Raw genomic sequence first — 14055 nt, forward strand, 5'->3', positions numbered from 1 at the left:
GCCGCGCCGCCATACCGGGGAAGGAGCAGGACCATGGGCAAGGCAACGGATGCCGACAGGGACGTTTCGTGGCTTGACGACGGCTTCATCGCGGATACGCTGGCCCGCAACGCCGCCGAAGATGCGGGGAAGATACGCGAGGTTCTTGCAAAGGCCCGCGAACTGGAAGGGCTGGACCACGACGACGTGGCCGCGCTGATGCACGTGAAAAGCCCCGGCCTGATGGACGACCTGTTCGACACGGCCCGCCGGGTCAAGGAAGAGATCTACGGCAACCGGCTGGTCATGTTCGCGCCGCTGTACATCTCCAACCTGTGCGCCAACGAATGTCTGTACTGTGCGTTCCGCGCCACCAACAAGGAACTGGACCGCCGCGCCCTGTCCATGGACGAGGTGGCCGCCGAAACCCGCGTGCTGGTGGGCCAGGGCCACAAGCGGGTGCTGCTGGTGGCGGGTGAATCCTACCCCGGCGAGGGCTTCGAGTACGTGCTGAAGGCCATCGACGCCGTGTACTCGGTGCGCGAGGAAAGCGGCGAGATCCGGCGGGTCAACGTCAACGTGGCCCCGCTGACGGTGGAGGACTTCACCCGCCTGAAGGAACGCGGCATCGGCACCTACCAGTTGTTCCAGGAAACCTACCACCGGCCCACCTACGCCCGCGTGCACGTGGGCGGCCTGAAGCGCGACTTCGACTGGCGCGCCTCGGCCATGGACCGGGCCATGCGCGCGGGCATCGACGACGTGGGCCTGGGCGTGCTGTACGGGCTGGCCGACTGGAGGTTCGACACCCTGGCGCTCATGAGCCACATCCGTCATCTGGAAGACCGCTTCGGGGTGGGGTGCCACACCATCAGCGTGCCGCGCATCGAGCCCGCCATGGGCTCCGAGATGGCCAACTGTCCGCCCAGGGCCGTGACCGACGACGATTTCCGCAAGCTGGTGGCCATCCTGCGGCTGGCCGTGCCCTACACCGGCCTGATCATGTCCACGCGCGAGAACGCCGAGGTGCGTCGTTCCACCTTTGCCCTTGGGGTGTCGCAGATATCGGCGGGCAGCCGCACCAACCCCGGCGGCTACACCGAGGCCGAGAAGTTCGAATCCAGCCAGTTCCAGCTCGGCGATCACCGCAGCCTTTCGGAGGTGGTGGCCGACATCGGGCGGCTGGGTTACATCCCCTCGTTCTGTACCGCCTGCTACCGCCTGGGCCGCACCGGGCAGGACTTCATGGACCTGGCCAAGCCCGGCCTGATCAAGGAGAAGTGCGCCCCCAACGCCCTGTCCACCTTCCTCGAATACCTCATCGACTACGGCACTCCCACCGAGCGCGAGGTGGGGCAGGGCGTCATCGCCGCCGAACTGGGCTGCATGGACGCCCGCATCCGCCGCGTGGCCGAGCGCATGCTGGACAAGGTGCAGGAAGGGCGCAGGGATGTCTTCTGCTGAACCTGTCGAATATGCGGGGCAGGGCATGGCGGCCGTTCCGTCCTTGATGGACGCGGCCGCCGTCCCGCCGGCCACTGCCGATACGGTCGGCGTGGCCGACGGGGGTGGCATGCCCTCGAACAGCTGCGGGCCGCATGCCCGCGCGGCGTACGCACCCGCCCGCGCGGAACGCGACCTGCTGGGCGAGATGCCCGTGCCCGCGGATGCCTATCACGGCATCCACACCCTGCGGGCGCTGGACAATTTCGCCCTTACCGGGCGGTGCCTCCATCCGGGACTGGTGGAGGCGCTCGCCCTGGTCAAGAAGGCCTGCGCCCGCGCCAACGCCGAACTGGGCCACCTGGAGCCGCGCGTGGCCGACGCCGTGTGCGCCGCCTGCGACGAGATGTTGCACGGCGGCCTTGGCGCGCACGTGCTGGTCGATGCGTTGCAGGGCGGCGCGGGCACCTCGGCCAACATGAACGTCAACGAGGTGTTGGCCAACCGGGCGGAAGAATTCATGGGCGGCACGCGGGGCGCGTACCGGCTGGTGCGTCCGCTGGACCACGTCAACCTGCACCAGTCCACCAACGACGTCTTTCCCACGGCGCTGCGCGTGGCGGCCATGCGCGGCCTGCGCGAACTGGAGCGGGCCGTGTCGGCCCTGCAACGCGCCTTCCAGGACCGCGAGCGCGACTTCGCCGGGGTGGTCAAGCTGGGCCGCACCCAGTTGCAGGACGCCGTGCCCATGACCCTGGGGGCGGAATGTTCCGCCTGGGCGGAGGCCCTTTCGCGCGACCGCTGGCGCATCTTCAAGTGCGAGGAACGACTGCGCGTGGTCAACCTGGGCGGCACGGCGGTGGGCACGGGCATCACCGCCCCGCGCGACTACATCTTCCTGGTGGTGGAACGGCTGCGCGAGGTGACGGGGCTCGGCCTGGCCCGCGCCGAAAACCTGGTGGACGCCACCCAGAACGCCGACGTGTTCGTGGAGGTTTCCGGCATCCTCAAGGCGCATGCCGTGAACCTGCTGAAGATTTCCGCCGACCTGCGGCTGCTGGCCTCCGGCCCGCGCGGGGGGCTGGGCGAACTGGCGCTGCCCGCCGTGCAGGCCGGGTCCAGCCTGATGCCCGGCAAGGTCAACCCGGTGATCTGCGAGGCCGTGGCCCAGGCGGCCATGCGCGCCCTGGGCAACGACGCGGCCCTGACCATGGCCGCACAGGCCGGGCAACTGGAATTGAACGCCTTCATGCCGCTGGTGGCCGACGCGCTGCTGGACACCATTTCCATCCTCACCCGCGCCTGCGTCATGTTCCGCACCCTCTGCGTGGAAGGCATGCGGGCGGAGGCGGCGGCCTGTGCGCGTCACGTGGACGCCTCGTGGGGCACGGTGACCGCGTTGGTGCCGGTGCTGGGCTACGAGGGGGCCACGCGGTTGGTGGAAACCATGCGGGCGGAAGGCTGCGGGGTGCGCGAGGCGGCCCGGCGCACCGGCCTGCTGGACGACGCCACGCTGGACGGGCTGCTCGCTCCGGAGGCCATGGCCCGGCTGGGGCGCGCGGGTGACGGCGACGACCGGCGCAACGGGCGGGGGCGGCCATAATGCACCGCGACGAGATTCTCGGCCTGCTGTTCGAAATGCCCTTCGGGCAGCTTGCGGCCCACGCCGACGCGGTGCGCCGCGCCGCCAAGGGCGATGTGGTGCACGTGCGCGGCATCGTGGAATTCTCCAATCATTGCATCCGGAATTGCGCCTACTGCGGGCTGCGCCGCGACAACGGGCAGGTGCGCCGCTACCGGCTGTCCCTGCCCGAGGTGATGGCCGCCGCGCGCGAGGCCGCCGAGGCCGGGGCGGATACCGTGGTGCTGCAATCGGGCGACGATTACGGCCTGCCTTCGCGCGACCTGGCGGCCATGGTCGAGGCGGTGAAGACGAAACTCGGCCTGGCCGTCACCCTGAGCGTGGGCGAACGGCCCGCGAAGGACTACGCCCTGTGGCGCTCGGCCGGGGCGGACCGCTTTCTGATGAAGCACGAGACGGCCGACGCCCGCCTGTACGCCCGCCTGCACCCCGGCAAGACCCTGGCCCAGCGGATCGCGGCCCTGCGCCGCCTGCGCGACGCAGGCTACGAGGTGGGCAGCGGGTTCATCGTGGGGCTGCCGGGCCAGCGGCCGGAGAGCCTTGCCGACGACGTGCTGCTGGTGTGCGAGCTGGCGGCGGACATGTGCGGCGCCGGTCCCTTCGTGCCCAATGGCGCGACGCCCCTGGCGGGGTCGGCGCACGGCCCGGTGGAACTGACCCTGCGCTGCATGGCGGCGCTGCGCATCGCCCGGCCCGGCCTGAACCTGCCCGCCACCACCGCCCTGGCCACCCTGGCCCCGGAAGACGGGCAACTGGCCGGGCTGCGCGCGGGCGGCAACGTGCTGATGCCCGGCTTCACCCCGGCCGCCCGCCGGGCGGACTATCACATCTATGACCACAAGCGGCGCGTTGACATGGACGACGCGCTGGACACCATCCGCCGGGCCGGGCGCGTGCCCGCGCCGGCGCAAGGAGCAAGGGCATGCAGGATACCCCCAGGGGACTGCGGCTGCACATCGGCATCTACGGCCGCCGCAACGTCGGCAAGTCGTCGCTGCTGAACGGTCTGGTGGGGCAGGGCGCGTCCATCGTTTCGGACACGCCGGGCACCACCACCGACCCCGTGGAAAAGACGCTGGAACTGGACCCGGTCGGCCCCGTGGTGTTTATCGACACGGCGGGCATCGACGACGAGGGCGCGCTGGGCGCGCTGCGCCGCGAACGCTCGGAACGGGCGCTGGACCGCACCGACGTGGCCCTGCTGGTCACCGACGGCGCGTGGGGCAGGGACGAGGAAGCGCTGGCGGATGCGTTTACGGCCCGCAAGCTGCCGTACTTCGTGGTGGCCAACAAGGCGGACCTTGGTGCGGATGGTGCGGACGGAGCCCCCTGTGGCGCGCTGCCCGGCCACGTCAGGGAAACCCTGTCCGGGTGCGGGGTGGTCGTGGTGGCGGCCTCGGCCCTGCTGGGCCACGGGCTGGACGCGGTGCGCGAGAGCATCGCCATGCTGGCCCCGGAGCACGCCATCGCCCAGCCGCACATGCTGTCCGACCTGGTGCCGCCGGGGGGGCTTGCGGTGCTGGTGGTGCCCATCGACCTCGGCGCGCCCAGGGGGCGGCTGATCCTGCCGCAGGTGCAGGCCATCCGCGACCTGCTGGACGGCGACCAGATGTGCCTGGTGGTCAAGGAGCGCGAACTGCGCGCCGCGCTGGACCGTCTTGCCGCGCCGCCGGACCTTGTGGTGTGCGACTCGCAGGTGGTGCTGAAGGCCGCGGCGGACACCCCGCCCGGCGTGCCCCTGACCACCTTTTCCATCCTCATGGCCCGGCTGAAGGGCGACCTGGTGGAACTGGCGCGCGGGGCGGCGGCCATCCAACGGCTGGGACCCGGCGACCGGGTGCTGATAGCGGAAGCCTGCACCCACCACCCCCTGGCCGACGACATCGGCCGGGTCAAGATTCCCCGCTGGCTGCGCCAGTATGCGGGCGGCGACATCGAAATCGACGTCGCCGCGGGCAAGGAGCTTTCCGAGGACATGGCCGCCTATGCGCTGGTGGTGCATTGCGGCGGCTGCGTCATCAACCGGGGCAACATGCTGGCCCGGCTGCGCGCGGCGCGGCGGGCGGGGGTGCCCATGACCAACTACGGGCTGGCCATTTCGCTGACGCAAGGGGTGCTGCCCCGCGCACTGGGACCGTTCCCGGCGGCGCTGGACGCCTTCCGCGCGGCGGCGGGGGGCGCGTGAACGACACCACGGCGGCGCGGTACAAGGAGGTGTTCGGACGGCGTCGCGGGTGCCAACGACGTGATCGCAACCTTCAACCACAGGAGACGTGCAGATGAGCCGTATCGAAATGGAGAAGATCTTCTACGAAGATCACGCTCCGGACCCCAAGGCCGATCCCGACAAGCTCTTCTTCATCCAGATCGATGAAGAAAAGTGCATCGGGTGCGACACCTGCCAGCAGTACTGCCCCACGGGCGCCATCTTCGGCGAGACGGGCGACCCGCACAAGATTCCCCACGAGGAACTGTGCATCAACTGCGGCCAGTGTCTGACCCACTGCCCCGTGGGCGCCATTTACGAATCGCAGTCGTGGGTGAACGAGATCGACAAGCAGCTCAAGGCCAAGGACGTCAAGGTCATCGCCATGCCCGCCCCCGCCGTGCGCTACGCCCTTGGCGACGCCTTCGGCCTGCCCGTGGGCGCCGTGACCACCGGCAAGATGTTCTCGGCGCTCAAGGAACTGGGCTTCGACCACTGCTGGGACAACGAATTCACCGCCGACGTGACCATCTGGGAAGAAGGCACCGAATTCGTGCAGCGCCTGACCAAGAAGATCGACAAGCCGCTGCCCCAGTTCACCTCGTGCTGCCCCGGCTGGCACAAGTACGTGGAATCGCTGTATCCGGAACTGTTCCCGCACATGTCGTCGTGCAAGTCGCCCATCGGCATGCTGGGCACGCTGGCCAAGACCTACGGCGCCGACCGCATGAAGTACGACCGGGCCAAGGTGTACACGGTGTCCATCATGCCGTGCACCGCCAAGAAGTACGAAGGCATGCGCCCGCAGTTGTGGGACAGCGGCCACAAGGACATCGACGCCACCATCGACACCCGCGAACTGGCGTACATGATCAAGAAGGCCAAGATCGACTTCACCAAGCTGCCCGACGGCAAACGCGACACGCTGATGGGCGAATCCACCGGCGGCGCGACCTTGTTCGGCGTCACCGGCGGCGTCATGGAAGCGGCCCTGCGCTACGCCTATCAGGCCGTCACCGGCAAGAAGCCGGAAAGCATGGACTTCAAGGGCGTGCGCGGGTTGCAGGGCGTGAAGGAAGCCACGGTGAACGTGGGCGGCGTGGACGTGAAGGTGGCCGTGGTGCACGGGGCCAAGCGCTTCCACGACGTGTGCGAACTGGTGAAGGCGGGCAAGGCCCCGTGGCACTTCATCGAGTTCATGGCCTGCCCCGGCGGTTGCGTGTGCGGCGGCGGCCAGCCGGTGATGCCCGGCGTGCTCGAAGCGGCCGACCGCAGGGTGACGCAGATGTACGCGGGCCTCAAGAAGCGCCTGGCCATGGCCAGCGCCAGCCGGGCATAGGAGGAACCACCATGCAGATCGTCAACATCACCCGGCGCGGCTTCCTGAAGGCCGCCTGCGTCGTCACCGGCGGCGCGCTGATCAGCATCCGCATGACCGGCAAGGCCGTGGCCGCCGCCAGGCAGCTCAAGGACTACATGATGGACCGCATCAACGCGGTGTACGGGGCGGACGCCAAGTTCCCGGTGCGCGCCTCGCAGGACAACGCGCAGGTCCAGAAGCTGTACAAGGACTTCCTGGGCGAACCCATGGGCCACAAGGCCGAGCAGTTGCTGCACACCCACTGGGTGGATCGCTCCAAGGCCATCGAGCGCATGAAGGCCGAGGGGGCCTACCCCAACCCGCGCGCCAAGGAATTCGAGGGCAACACCTACCCCTACGAATAACGGTGGAGCGGCCGCGCTGGCGCGGCACCCTGAAGCGGGCCGAGGCCCGCCCCGTACATGATTCGACGGCCCGCCTGCGACGAGGGGAGGAACCCCCTGACACCAAGGGCGAGGTCACGGGTCGACGGAATGCGGCGAGGGCACATGACGGCGCAAGGGCCGGACATCCGGAAGACATCGGATGCCCGGCCCTTGCGCCGTGTGGTGGTGGGGGGGAGAGAGGGCGGGTAGTGGGGAAGGTGATGGTGTCCGCCGGAAGGTCTGCCTTGAGCAGGCTTGCTGGCAATGGCCTGCCGGAAGCGGGCAGGCGGCAAAGGTGCCGGGAACGGAATCAGCCCTGGCGGCAGCGCCCGCACACCCCGTCCAGGCGTACTTCCACGTGCTCCACGGTGACCCCGGCGGGCAGCAGGGCGGCGGCGTCCAGGGCCGTGGGCAGCGGGGGCAGGCAGGTCATCACCCCGCAGCGGGTGCATTGGAAATGGCCGTGCGTGGCGTTTTCCCCCGCCGGGGCCATACAGTGCCGGAACGCGCCGTCGGCCCCGGTGTGACGTTGCAGGATGTCCGCCTCCACCAGCAGGTCCAGGGTGCGGTACAGGGTCACCTTGTCCATGCGGGTGGTGCGGCGCACGGCGTCCAGCAGTTCCTGCGCGGCCGGGGCGTGGGGCAGGGCGGCCAGCGCCTCCAGCACGGCCACCCGGCGGGGGGTGGCCTCCAGCCCGGCCTGTTCCAGCCGGGCGCGGGCATCTGTCATGGGATCGGTCATGGCGTGTTCCGATGGGGGATGATGGGGCTGGACTGCTGAGGTGTACCCTGTCACAGCCCCTGTACGTATCACCCCGTGTCGGTGTCCACGAAGTGGGCACAGACACGGCAAAAGGGGTCAAGGGGCGGCAGCCGTTACGTGAGCGCGTAGCGCGAACGTTACGGACGCCGACAGCAGAGATGGCGCGGCCCCCTTGCGGGGGGACGGGGCGGAGCCCCCGACTTATATTGCGCCGCGCTTCACCACGGCCCGGCGCAGCGCGCCCGCACCGGACACGGCCATGAACCCGGCCGAGGCCACGGCGATGATGGCCGCGCCCGAGGTCACGTCCCAGCGGTAGGCCAGGGCCAGCCCGCCCACGCAGAACGCGGTGCTCCACGCCGTGGCGGCGGCCATCATGGACGGCAGCGAACGGGCCGAGCGCGCCGCGATGAACGGCGGGATGGTCAGCAGGGCCATGACCAGCACAAGCCCCACCACGCGGATCAGCATCACCACGCCCACCGCCGTCATGCCCACCACCAGGTAGTGCGCGGTGCGCACCGGCAGGCCGCGCGCCTCCGCGAATTCGCGGTCGAACGAGGTCACCAGCAGGGTCTGGTGGCACAGGGCCACCACGGCCAGCAGCGCCGCATCCAGCGCGGCCATCAGGTACAGGTCGGTGACCGGCACGGCCAGGATGGACCCGAACAGGAAGCTCATCAGGTCGGCCTTGTAGCCGGGGGTAAGGTCGATGAGGATGATGCCGAAGGCCATGCCCGCCGCCCATAGCACGCCGATGGCCGTGTCGGCCTTTTCCGGCCGTTTCAGGGCCACCCCGGCCATGAGCATGGACGAGGCCACGGAAAAGCCGATGGCGCTGGGCAGCACCGGCCAGCCGTAGTGGAAGGCCAGCCCCACGCCGCCGTAGGCCGCGTGCGACACCCCGCCCGCCAGGAACACCAGCCGGTTCACCACCACCAGGGTGCCGATGACCCCGCAGGCGATGCTGGCCAGCAGCGACGCGGCCAGGGCCTGCTGCATGAAGTCGTAGGAGAGCGCGTGGAGCATCAGGCGTCCTTTGCGGCCGGGCGGGTGGAGGCGGCCGGGGGGGCCGGGGCGTCCGGAGGGGCGGGGGGCGTGGCGGCGGCGGAAGGCGGCAGATCGTCCATGCGCGGCAGCACCGGGAACAGCCCGGAGACGGAAGAGATGAACGCCCCCATGGGGCAGGTCTTTTCGTGGTGGCCGTAGAGCATGGCCAGCATGTCCGGGGTCAGGCCGGCGCCGCGGCTGTGCACCAGGGTGCGGTTGACGAAGGCCACGTTGGAGAAGGTGGACGTGGCGATGGACAGGTCGTGGCTGACCACCACCAGGGTGTGCGGGCCGCGCAGGGTACCCAGGAATTCGAAGAAGCAGAACGAACCCTGCGGGTCGATGGAGGCGGTGGGCTCGTCCAGTAGCAGCAGTTCCGGCTGGGCCATCAGGGCGCGGGCCACCACGGCCCGCTGGCGCTGGCCGCCGGAAAGCTCGCCCACCATGCGCCGTTCCATGCCGGAAAGGCCCACCTGGTCCAGCGCTTCCCGCGCGCGGTCCACGGATACGGCGTCGCGCGACCAGTGACGGCCGAAGAGACCGCGCCGGGTGCCCGCAAGGCCCATCAGCACCACGTCCAGCACGGTGACGGGAAAGTCCAGCCGGGCCGTGGAATACTGCGGCACGTAGCCGATGCGCGGCAGCGCCGCCCGCGGCGGACCGCCGAAGACCTCCACGCTGCCGGAACGCGGCGCCAGCAGCCCCAGCAGCAGCTTGAGCAGGGTGGTCTTGCCGCCGCCGTTGGGGCCGAGCACGGCCAGGAATTCGCCGCGCTCCACCGTAAGATCCACGTGGTCCAGCACCGGGTCGTCGCCGTAGGCGAAGCACAGGCCGCGCACGGTGATGACCGGTTCGTGTCCTGTCTGCGGCGCGGTCCCCGGTGAGGGGCCGGACGATGCGTCCGGTGATGCGTTCGGGGTACCGGGCGCGCTGGCGGGCATGTGCATGCGTGTCTACTTGCTCAGGGTGTTGGCCATGGCCTCGGCCACGCGGCGGATGTTGGCGGCCCAGTCCTCGGCCAGCGGGTCGGCTTCGATGAGCGTGGCTCCCACGTTGCGGGCGATGGTTTCCGCGCCGCGCTTCGAGAATTGCGGCTGGACGAAGATGGCTTCGATCTTTTCCTTCTTGGCGAACTCCACGATGCGGGTCAACTGCTTCGGCCCCGGTTCGCGGCCTTCCACCTCTATGGCGATTTCGCGCAGGTTGTAGTTGTGGGCGAAGTAGCTCCACGCCGGGTGAAAGACCATGAAGCGGCGACGGTTTTCGGGCACGTTCTCGAACAGGCCGTTGATGTGCAGGTCCAGTTCGTCCAGTTCGCGCACGAAGGCGTCGTGGTTGGCGCGGTACAGGGGGGCGTGGGCCGGGTCGGCCTTGACCAGCGCGGCCTTGATGGAGCCGGCCATCATCTTCACCAGCGCCGGGGACAGCCAGATGTGCGGGTCGCCGCCATCGTGGTCGTGGTGGTGGCCTTCGGCGGCTTCGGCGTGGTGGCCGTCCTTGTGCCCGTTTTCCTTGTGGCCCGGCTTGGCGTGGTCGGCGTCGTGGCCGTGGTCTTCATCCAGGAAGTGCTCGTCCTGCGGCAGGAGGTCGATGCCCTTTTCCAGGCGCACCATGGTCATGTCCTTGCCGCCCGCCGCCGTGATGCGTTCCAGCCAGGCCTTTTCGAAGGGCACGCCGATGGTCATGTACAGTTTGGCCCCGGCAAGCCCGCGCATCTGGCTGGGCTTGGGCTCGTAGGTGTGCGGGTCCGCGCCGGGGGGCACCATCACCGTGACCTCGGCCAGGTCGCCCGCGATGCGCTGGACGAAATATTTCTGCGGCAGGATGCTGACCGCCACCTGCACGGCGGCAGCGGCATTGGCGGGCGCAACGGCGGGGGAGCCGGGCGCGGCAAGCAGGCAGGACAGCGAGAGCAGGGCGAACAACTGCGCGATGGCTTTCGGAAGGGCGAAGCGGATGGTCATGGCGCCTCCGGAGATATGAACGGGGCTGAAGGGTTGAAAATGCAACTCGGTTGCATTTGATCGTGTAGCCCTCTGGCCGCGCGCTGTCAACGCGGGGAGCAGAAGAAGGCTGCCTGGCGGCGCACGAGCCACCGTATCGACCTGGCCGCATCGACCTGGCCGCATCCGGGGCGCGCGCCCGTCCCGGCGGCCGGAGCGCCCTTGGCGAGCAGGGGGAAATGCAGTATGAACCGTCAATTCGGCCTGCGCCCTCCGGGGGGCCGCCGGGCCGTCCATCTTCGGGGACCATTCATGACCATCGAACGCAGGCGGACCCGCGAGGTCCGCATCGGCGACGTGCGCATCGGGGGGGGCAACCCCGTTGTCGTGCAGAGCATGACCAATACCGACACCCGCGACGTGGACGCCACCGTGGCGCAAATTCGCGCGCTGGCCGCCGTGGGCTGCGAGGTGGTGCGCCTGGCCGTGCTGAACGAGGCGGCGGCCGCCGCCATCGGCCCCATCCGCGCGGCCTCGCCCGTGCCGCTGGTGGCGGACATCCACTTCGACCACCGCCTGGCCGTGGCCGCGCTGGAGGCGGGCGTGGACGCCCTGCGCATCAACCCCGGCAACATCGGGGGCGAGGCCAACGTGGCCCGCGTAGTGGACGCCGCCCGCGCGCGCGGCGCGTGCATCCGGGTGGGGGTCAACTCCGGCTCGGTGGAAAGGCACCTGCTGGAACGCTTCGGCGGGCCCACGCCGGAAGCCATGGTGGAAAGCGCCCTCGGCCACGTGCGCATGCTGGAGGACCGGGGTTTCGGCGACATCAAGATATCGCTCAAGTCCTCGTCGGTGCTGCACACCATCGACGCCTACCGCGTGCTGGCCGAGCGCTGCGACTATCCCCTGCACATCGGCGTGACCGAGGCGGGCACCATGCTGCGCGGGTCCGTCAAGTCGTCGGTGGGCCTGGGTGTGCTGCTGTGGCTGGGCATCGGCGACACGCTGCGCGTCTCGCTGACCAGCGACCCGGTGGAGGAACTGCCCGTGGCGTGGGAAATCCTGCGCTCGCTGGGGCTGCGCCACCGGGGGCCGGAAATCATCTCCTGTCCGACATGCGGACGAACCGAAATAGGGCTGATCACCCTCGCCCAGGAGGTGGAGCGCCGCCTGGCGGGCGAGACGGAAAACTTCAGGGTGGCCGTCATGGGCTGCGCCGTCAACGGCCCCGGAGAGGCGCGCGAGGCCGACATCGGCATCGCGGGCGGGCGCGACAAGGGCATCATCTTCCGCAAGGGAGAGATCATACGGACCGTCAAGGGTGGCGCGAACCTGCTCGCCGCCTTCATGGAAGAACTCGATACGTTCCTTGCCGAACGCAAGGCAGCCAGAAAGGACAGCTGATGCGCTGGAGCAATTGCTACATCCCCACCCTGAAGGAAGCCCCGGCCGACGCCGAGGTGGTCAGCCACAAGCTGCTCACCCGCGCGGGCATGATCCGCAAGCTCACCTCGGGCATCTACATCTACATGCCGCTGGGCCTGCGGGCCATCGAGAAGACCGCCGCCATCGTGCGCGAGGAAATGAACCGCGCGGGCGCGCTGGAACTTTCCATGCCCATGGTGCAGCCCGCCGACCTGTGGCAGGAATCGGGCCGCTGGGAATTCTATGGCAAGGAACTGCTGCGCTTCCAGGACCGCAACGGCCGCGACTACTGCCTCGGCCCCACGCACGAGGAGGTCATCACCGACCTCGTGCGCGGCGAGGTGCGCTCGTATCGCCAACTGCCGCTGAACCTGTACCAGATCCAGACCAAGTTCCGCGACGAGATCCGCCCCCGCTTCGGCCTGATGCGCGGCCGCGAGTTCATCATGAAGGACGCCTACTCCTTCGACCGTGACGAGGCGGGCGCCGACAAGAGCTATTGGGCCATGTACGAGGCCTACCAGCAGGTGTTCAAGCGCCTGGGCCTGCGCTTCCGCGCCGTGGAGGCGGATTCCGGCTCCATCGGCGGCAGCTTCTCGCATGAATTCATGGTGCTGGCCGACACCGGCGAGGACACCATCGCCGCCTGCACCGCCTGTGTGTACGCCGCCAACGTGGAACGCGCCGAGGTGGCCGCCCCTGTCGTGCCCGCGTCGCTGCCCGCCGTGGGCAGCATCGAGGAAGTGGCCACCCCCGGCAAGCACACCGTGGAAGAGGTGTGCGCCTTCCTGGGCGTGCCGCCGGCCGCGCTGGTCAAGACGCTGATCCTGGTGGCCGACGGCAAGCCCGTGGCCGCCCTGGTGCGCGGCGACCGCGAACTGAACGACGTGAAGCTGAAGAACCTGCTGGGGTGCGACGAACTGGACCTGGCCGCGCCCGAACTGGTGCAGCAGGTCACCGGCGCGCCCGTGGGCTTTGCCGGACCCGTGGGGCTGAACGTGGAGCGCGTCTTCGCCGACCACGAACTGCTGGCCTCCGACGGCTGGATCACCGGCGCCAACAAGGGCGACACCCATCTGCGCAACGTCAGCCTGGGCCGCGACGCCAGGATCGAGCGCTACGCCGACCTGCGCGTGATCACCCCCGCCGACGTCTGCCCGCGCTGCGGCGGGGCCATCGAGCTGACGCGCGGCATCGAGGTGGGCCATGTCTTCAAGCTGGGCACCAAGTACAGCGACCCGCTGAAGTGCACCTTCCTGGACGAGGACGGCAAGGAAAAGGTCATGATCATGGGCTGCTACGGCATCGGCGTGTCGCGCGTGGTGGCCTCGTGCATCGAGCAGAACCACGACGCCGACGGCATCGTCTTTCCGCCGCCCATCGCCCCGTACGAAGCCGTGCTGTGCTGTCTGGACCCCAAGAACGGCGACACCCTGGGCAAGGCAGAGGAATTCTACGCCGAACTCAAGGCCCAAGGCGTGGACGTCATCCTCGACGACCGCGACGAACGCCCCGGCGTCAAGTTCAAGGACGCCGACCTCGTGGGCATGCCCCTGCAACTGGTGGTGGGCGGCAAGGGCCTGGCCCGAGGCATCGTGGAAGCCAAGGACCGCCGCACCGGCGAGAAGACCGAACTGCCCGTGGACGGCTTCGCCGAAGCCTTCCGCGCTTGGCGCGCCGCCGTGCGCGCGGGCTGGGGGTTGTAAGGAAAACAGGCTATGAAGAATTTCCGGGGAGGGGACCTTTTGCGGCAGCCGTTGATGAGCGCGAAGCGCGAATCTTACGGATGGCGACCGCAGAGCGAAAAAGGGTCTCCCTCCCCGGACCCCTCCTCCCCAAATTTTTCAATTGACCTATC

General features: G+C 69.2%; 12 protein-coding genes. 8 read left to right on the top strand and 4 right to left on the bottom strand.

From position 1 onward, the window contains the following. The first annotated feature begins 33 nt into the window (after positions 1 to 33). The 6 genes from hydG to V6B97_RS13725 all read left to right on the top strand — a co-directional run bounded on the left by hydG (position 34) and on the right by V6B97_RS13725 (position 6995). On the top strand, positions 34 to 1443 hold the full coding sequence (hydG, locus tag V6B97_RS13700; protein ID WP_333507066.1) for a [FeFe] hydrogenase H-cluster radical SAM maturase HydG: 1410 nt from the start codon (positions 34 to 36) through the stop codon (positions 1441 to 1443). A 109-nt stretch (positions 1444 to 1552) separates the two neighbouring features. Beyond that, positions 1553 to 3025: an aspartate ammonia-lyase gene (locus tag V6B97_RS13705; RefSeq protein WP_333507067.1), complete on the top strand. Its 1473-nt coding sequence runs from the start codon at positions 1553 to 1555 to the stop codon at positions 3023 to 3025. Continuing rightward, positions 3025 to 4065 (top strand): [FeFe] hydrogenase H-cluster radical SAM maturase HydE, encoded by a 1041-nt coding sequence (hydE, locus tag V6B97_RS13710; protein WP_333507068.1) that lies wholly within the window; start codon positions 3025 to 3027, stop codon positions 4063 to 4065. The genes V6B97_RS13705 and hydE overlap by 1 nt, the downstream gene beginning before the upstream one ends. Beyond that, positions 3987 to 5249: a [FeFe] hydrogenase H-cluster maturation GTPase HydF gene (hydF, locus tag V6B97_RS13715; protein WP_333507069.1), complete on the top strand. Its 1263-nt coding sequence runs from the start codon at positions 3987 to 3989 to the stop codon at positions 5247 to 5249. Before hydE ends, hydF begins: the two co-directional genes overlap by 79 nt. Positions 5250 to 5343: 94 nt before the next feature. Further along, positions 5344 to 6609 (top strand): [FeFe] hydrogenase, group A, encoded by a 1266-nt coding sequence (locus tag V6B97_RS13720; RefSeq protein ID WP_333507070.1) that lies wholly within the window; start codon positions 5344 to 5346, stop codon positions 6607 to 6609. 11 nt (positions 6610 to 6620) lie between these two features. Further along, the gene (locus V6B97_RS13725) at positions 6621 to 6995 is read left to right on the top strand and encodes an iron hydrogenase small subunit (RefSeq protein ID WP_333507071.1); all 375 of its coding nucleotides are present in this window, start codon (positions 6621 to 6623) and stop codon (positions 6993 to 6995) included. Positions 6996 to 7326: 331 nt separating this feature from the next. Here the strand turns inward: V6B97_RS13725 and V6B97_RS13730 are convergent, their stop codons facing one another. From V6B97_RS13730 to V6B97_RS13745, 4 genes are all read right to left on the bottom strand, one after another. After that, positions 7327 to 7758, bottom strand: coding sequence for a Fur family transcriptional regulator (locus V6B97_RS13730; protein WP_333507072.1), 432 nt, complete (start codon positions 7756 to 7758; stop codon positions 7327 to 7329). 222 nt (positions 7759 to 7980) lie between these two features. Beyond that, on the bottom strand, positions 7981 to 8808 hold the full coding sequence (locus V6B97_RS13735) for a metal ABC transporter permease (RefSeq protein WP_333507073.1): 828 nt from the start codon (positions 8806 to 8808) through the stop codon (positions 7981 to 7983). Beyond that, positions 8808 to 9776, bottom strand: coding sequence for a metal ABC transporter ATP-binding protein (locus V6B97_RS13740; protein WP_333507074.1), 969 nt, complete (start codon positions 9774 to 9776; stop codon positions 8808 to 8810). The genes V6B97_RS13735 and V6B97_RS13740 overlap by 1 nt, the downstream gene beginning before the upstream one ends. A gap of 6 nt (positions 9777 to 9782) precedes the next feature. After that, positions 9783 to 10793: a metal ABC transporter solute-binding protein, Zn/Mn family gene (locus V6B97_RS13745; protein WP_333507075.1), complete on the bottom strand. Its 1011-nt coding sequence runs from the start codon at positions 10791 to 10793 to the stop codon at positions 9783 to 9785. A 291-nt stretch (positions 10794 to 11084) separates the two neighbouring features. Here V6B97_RS13745 and ispG point away from each other — a divergent pair, with 291 nt between their 5' ends. Beyond that, positions 11085 to 12176, top strand: coding sequence for a flavodoxin-dependent (E)-4-hydroxy-3-methylbut-2-enyl-diphosphate synthase (gene ispG / locus V6B97_RS13750; RefSeq protein WP_333507076.1), 1092 nt, complete (start codon positions 11085 to 11087; stop codon positions 12174 to 12176). Next, complete coding sequence (locus tag V6B97_RS13755; RefSeq protein WP_333507077.1) at positions 12176 to 13903, top strand: proline--tRNA ligase; 1728 nt, start codon at positions 12176 to 12178, stop codon at positions 13901 to 13903. Before ispG ends, V6B97_RS13755 begins: the two co-directional genes overlap by 1 nt. Positions 13904 to 14055: the final 152 nt, after the last annotated feature.

This window comes from Nitratidesulfovibrio sp. 1201_IL3209 (genome assembly GCF_036763125.1).
Taxonomy (GTDB): Bacteria; Desulfobacterota; Desulfovibrionia; order Desulfovibrionales; family Desulfovibrionaceae; genus Cupidesulfovibrio.

What these genes read in the sequence shown, in the direction of transcription:
- V6B97_RS13705 (WP_333507067.1), top strand. Translation starts at nt 1,553, where the DNA reads ATGCCCTCGAACAGCTGCGGGCCGCATGCCCGCGCGGCGTACGCACCC.
- V6B97_RS13730 (WP_333507072.1), bottom strand. Translation starts at nt 7,758, where the DNA reads ATGACCGATCCCATGACAGATGCCCGCGCCCGGCTGGAACAGGCCGGG.
- V6B97_RS13720 (WP_333507070.1), top strand. Translation starts at nt 5,344, where the DNA reads ATGAGCCGTATCGAAATGGAGAAGATCTTCTACGAAGATCACGCTCCG.
- hydE (WP_333507068.1), top strand. Translation starts at nt 3,025, where the DNA reads ATGCACCGCGACGAGATTCTCGGCCTGCTGTTCGAAATGCCCTTCGGG.
- V6B97_RS13740 (WP_333507074.1), bottom strand. Translation starts at nt 9,776, where the DNA reads ATGCACATGCCCGCCAGCGCGCCCGGTACCCCGAACGCATCACCGGAC.
- V6B97_RS13735 (WP_333507073.1), bottom strand. Translation starts at nt 8,808, where the DNA reads ATGCTCCACGCGCTCTCCTACGACTTCATGCAGCAGGCCCTGGCCGCG.
- hydF (WP_333507069.1), top strand. Translation starts at nt 3,987, where the DNA reads ATGCAGGATACCCCCAGGGGACTGCGGCTGCACATCGGCATCTACGGC.
- V6B97_RS13745 (WP_333507075.1), bottom strand. Translation starts at nt 10,793, where the DNA reads ATGACCATCCGCTTCGCCCTTCCGAAAGCCATCGCGCAGTTGTTCGCC.
- ispG (WP_333507076.1), top strand. Translation starts at nt 11,085, where the DNA reads ATGACCATCGAACGCAGGCGGACCCGCGAGGTCCGCATCGGCGACGTG.
- V6B97_RS13725 (WP_333507071.1), top strand. Translation starts at nt 6,621, where the DNA reads ATGCAGATCGTCAACATCACCCGGCGCGGCTTCCTGAAGGCCGCCTGC.
- V6B97_RS13755 (WP_333507077.1), top strand. Translation starts at nt 12,176, where the DNA reads ATGCGCTGGAGCAATTGCTACATCCCCACCCTGAAGGAAGCCCCGGCC.
- hydG (WP_333507066.1), top strand. Translation starts at nt 34, where the DNA reads ATGGGCAAGGCAACGGATGCCGACAGGGACGTTTCGTGGCTTGACGAC.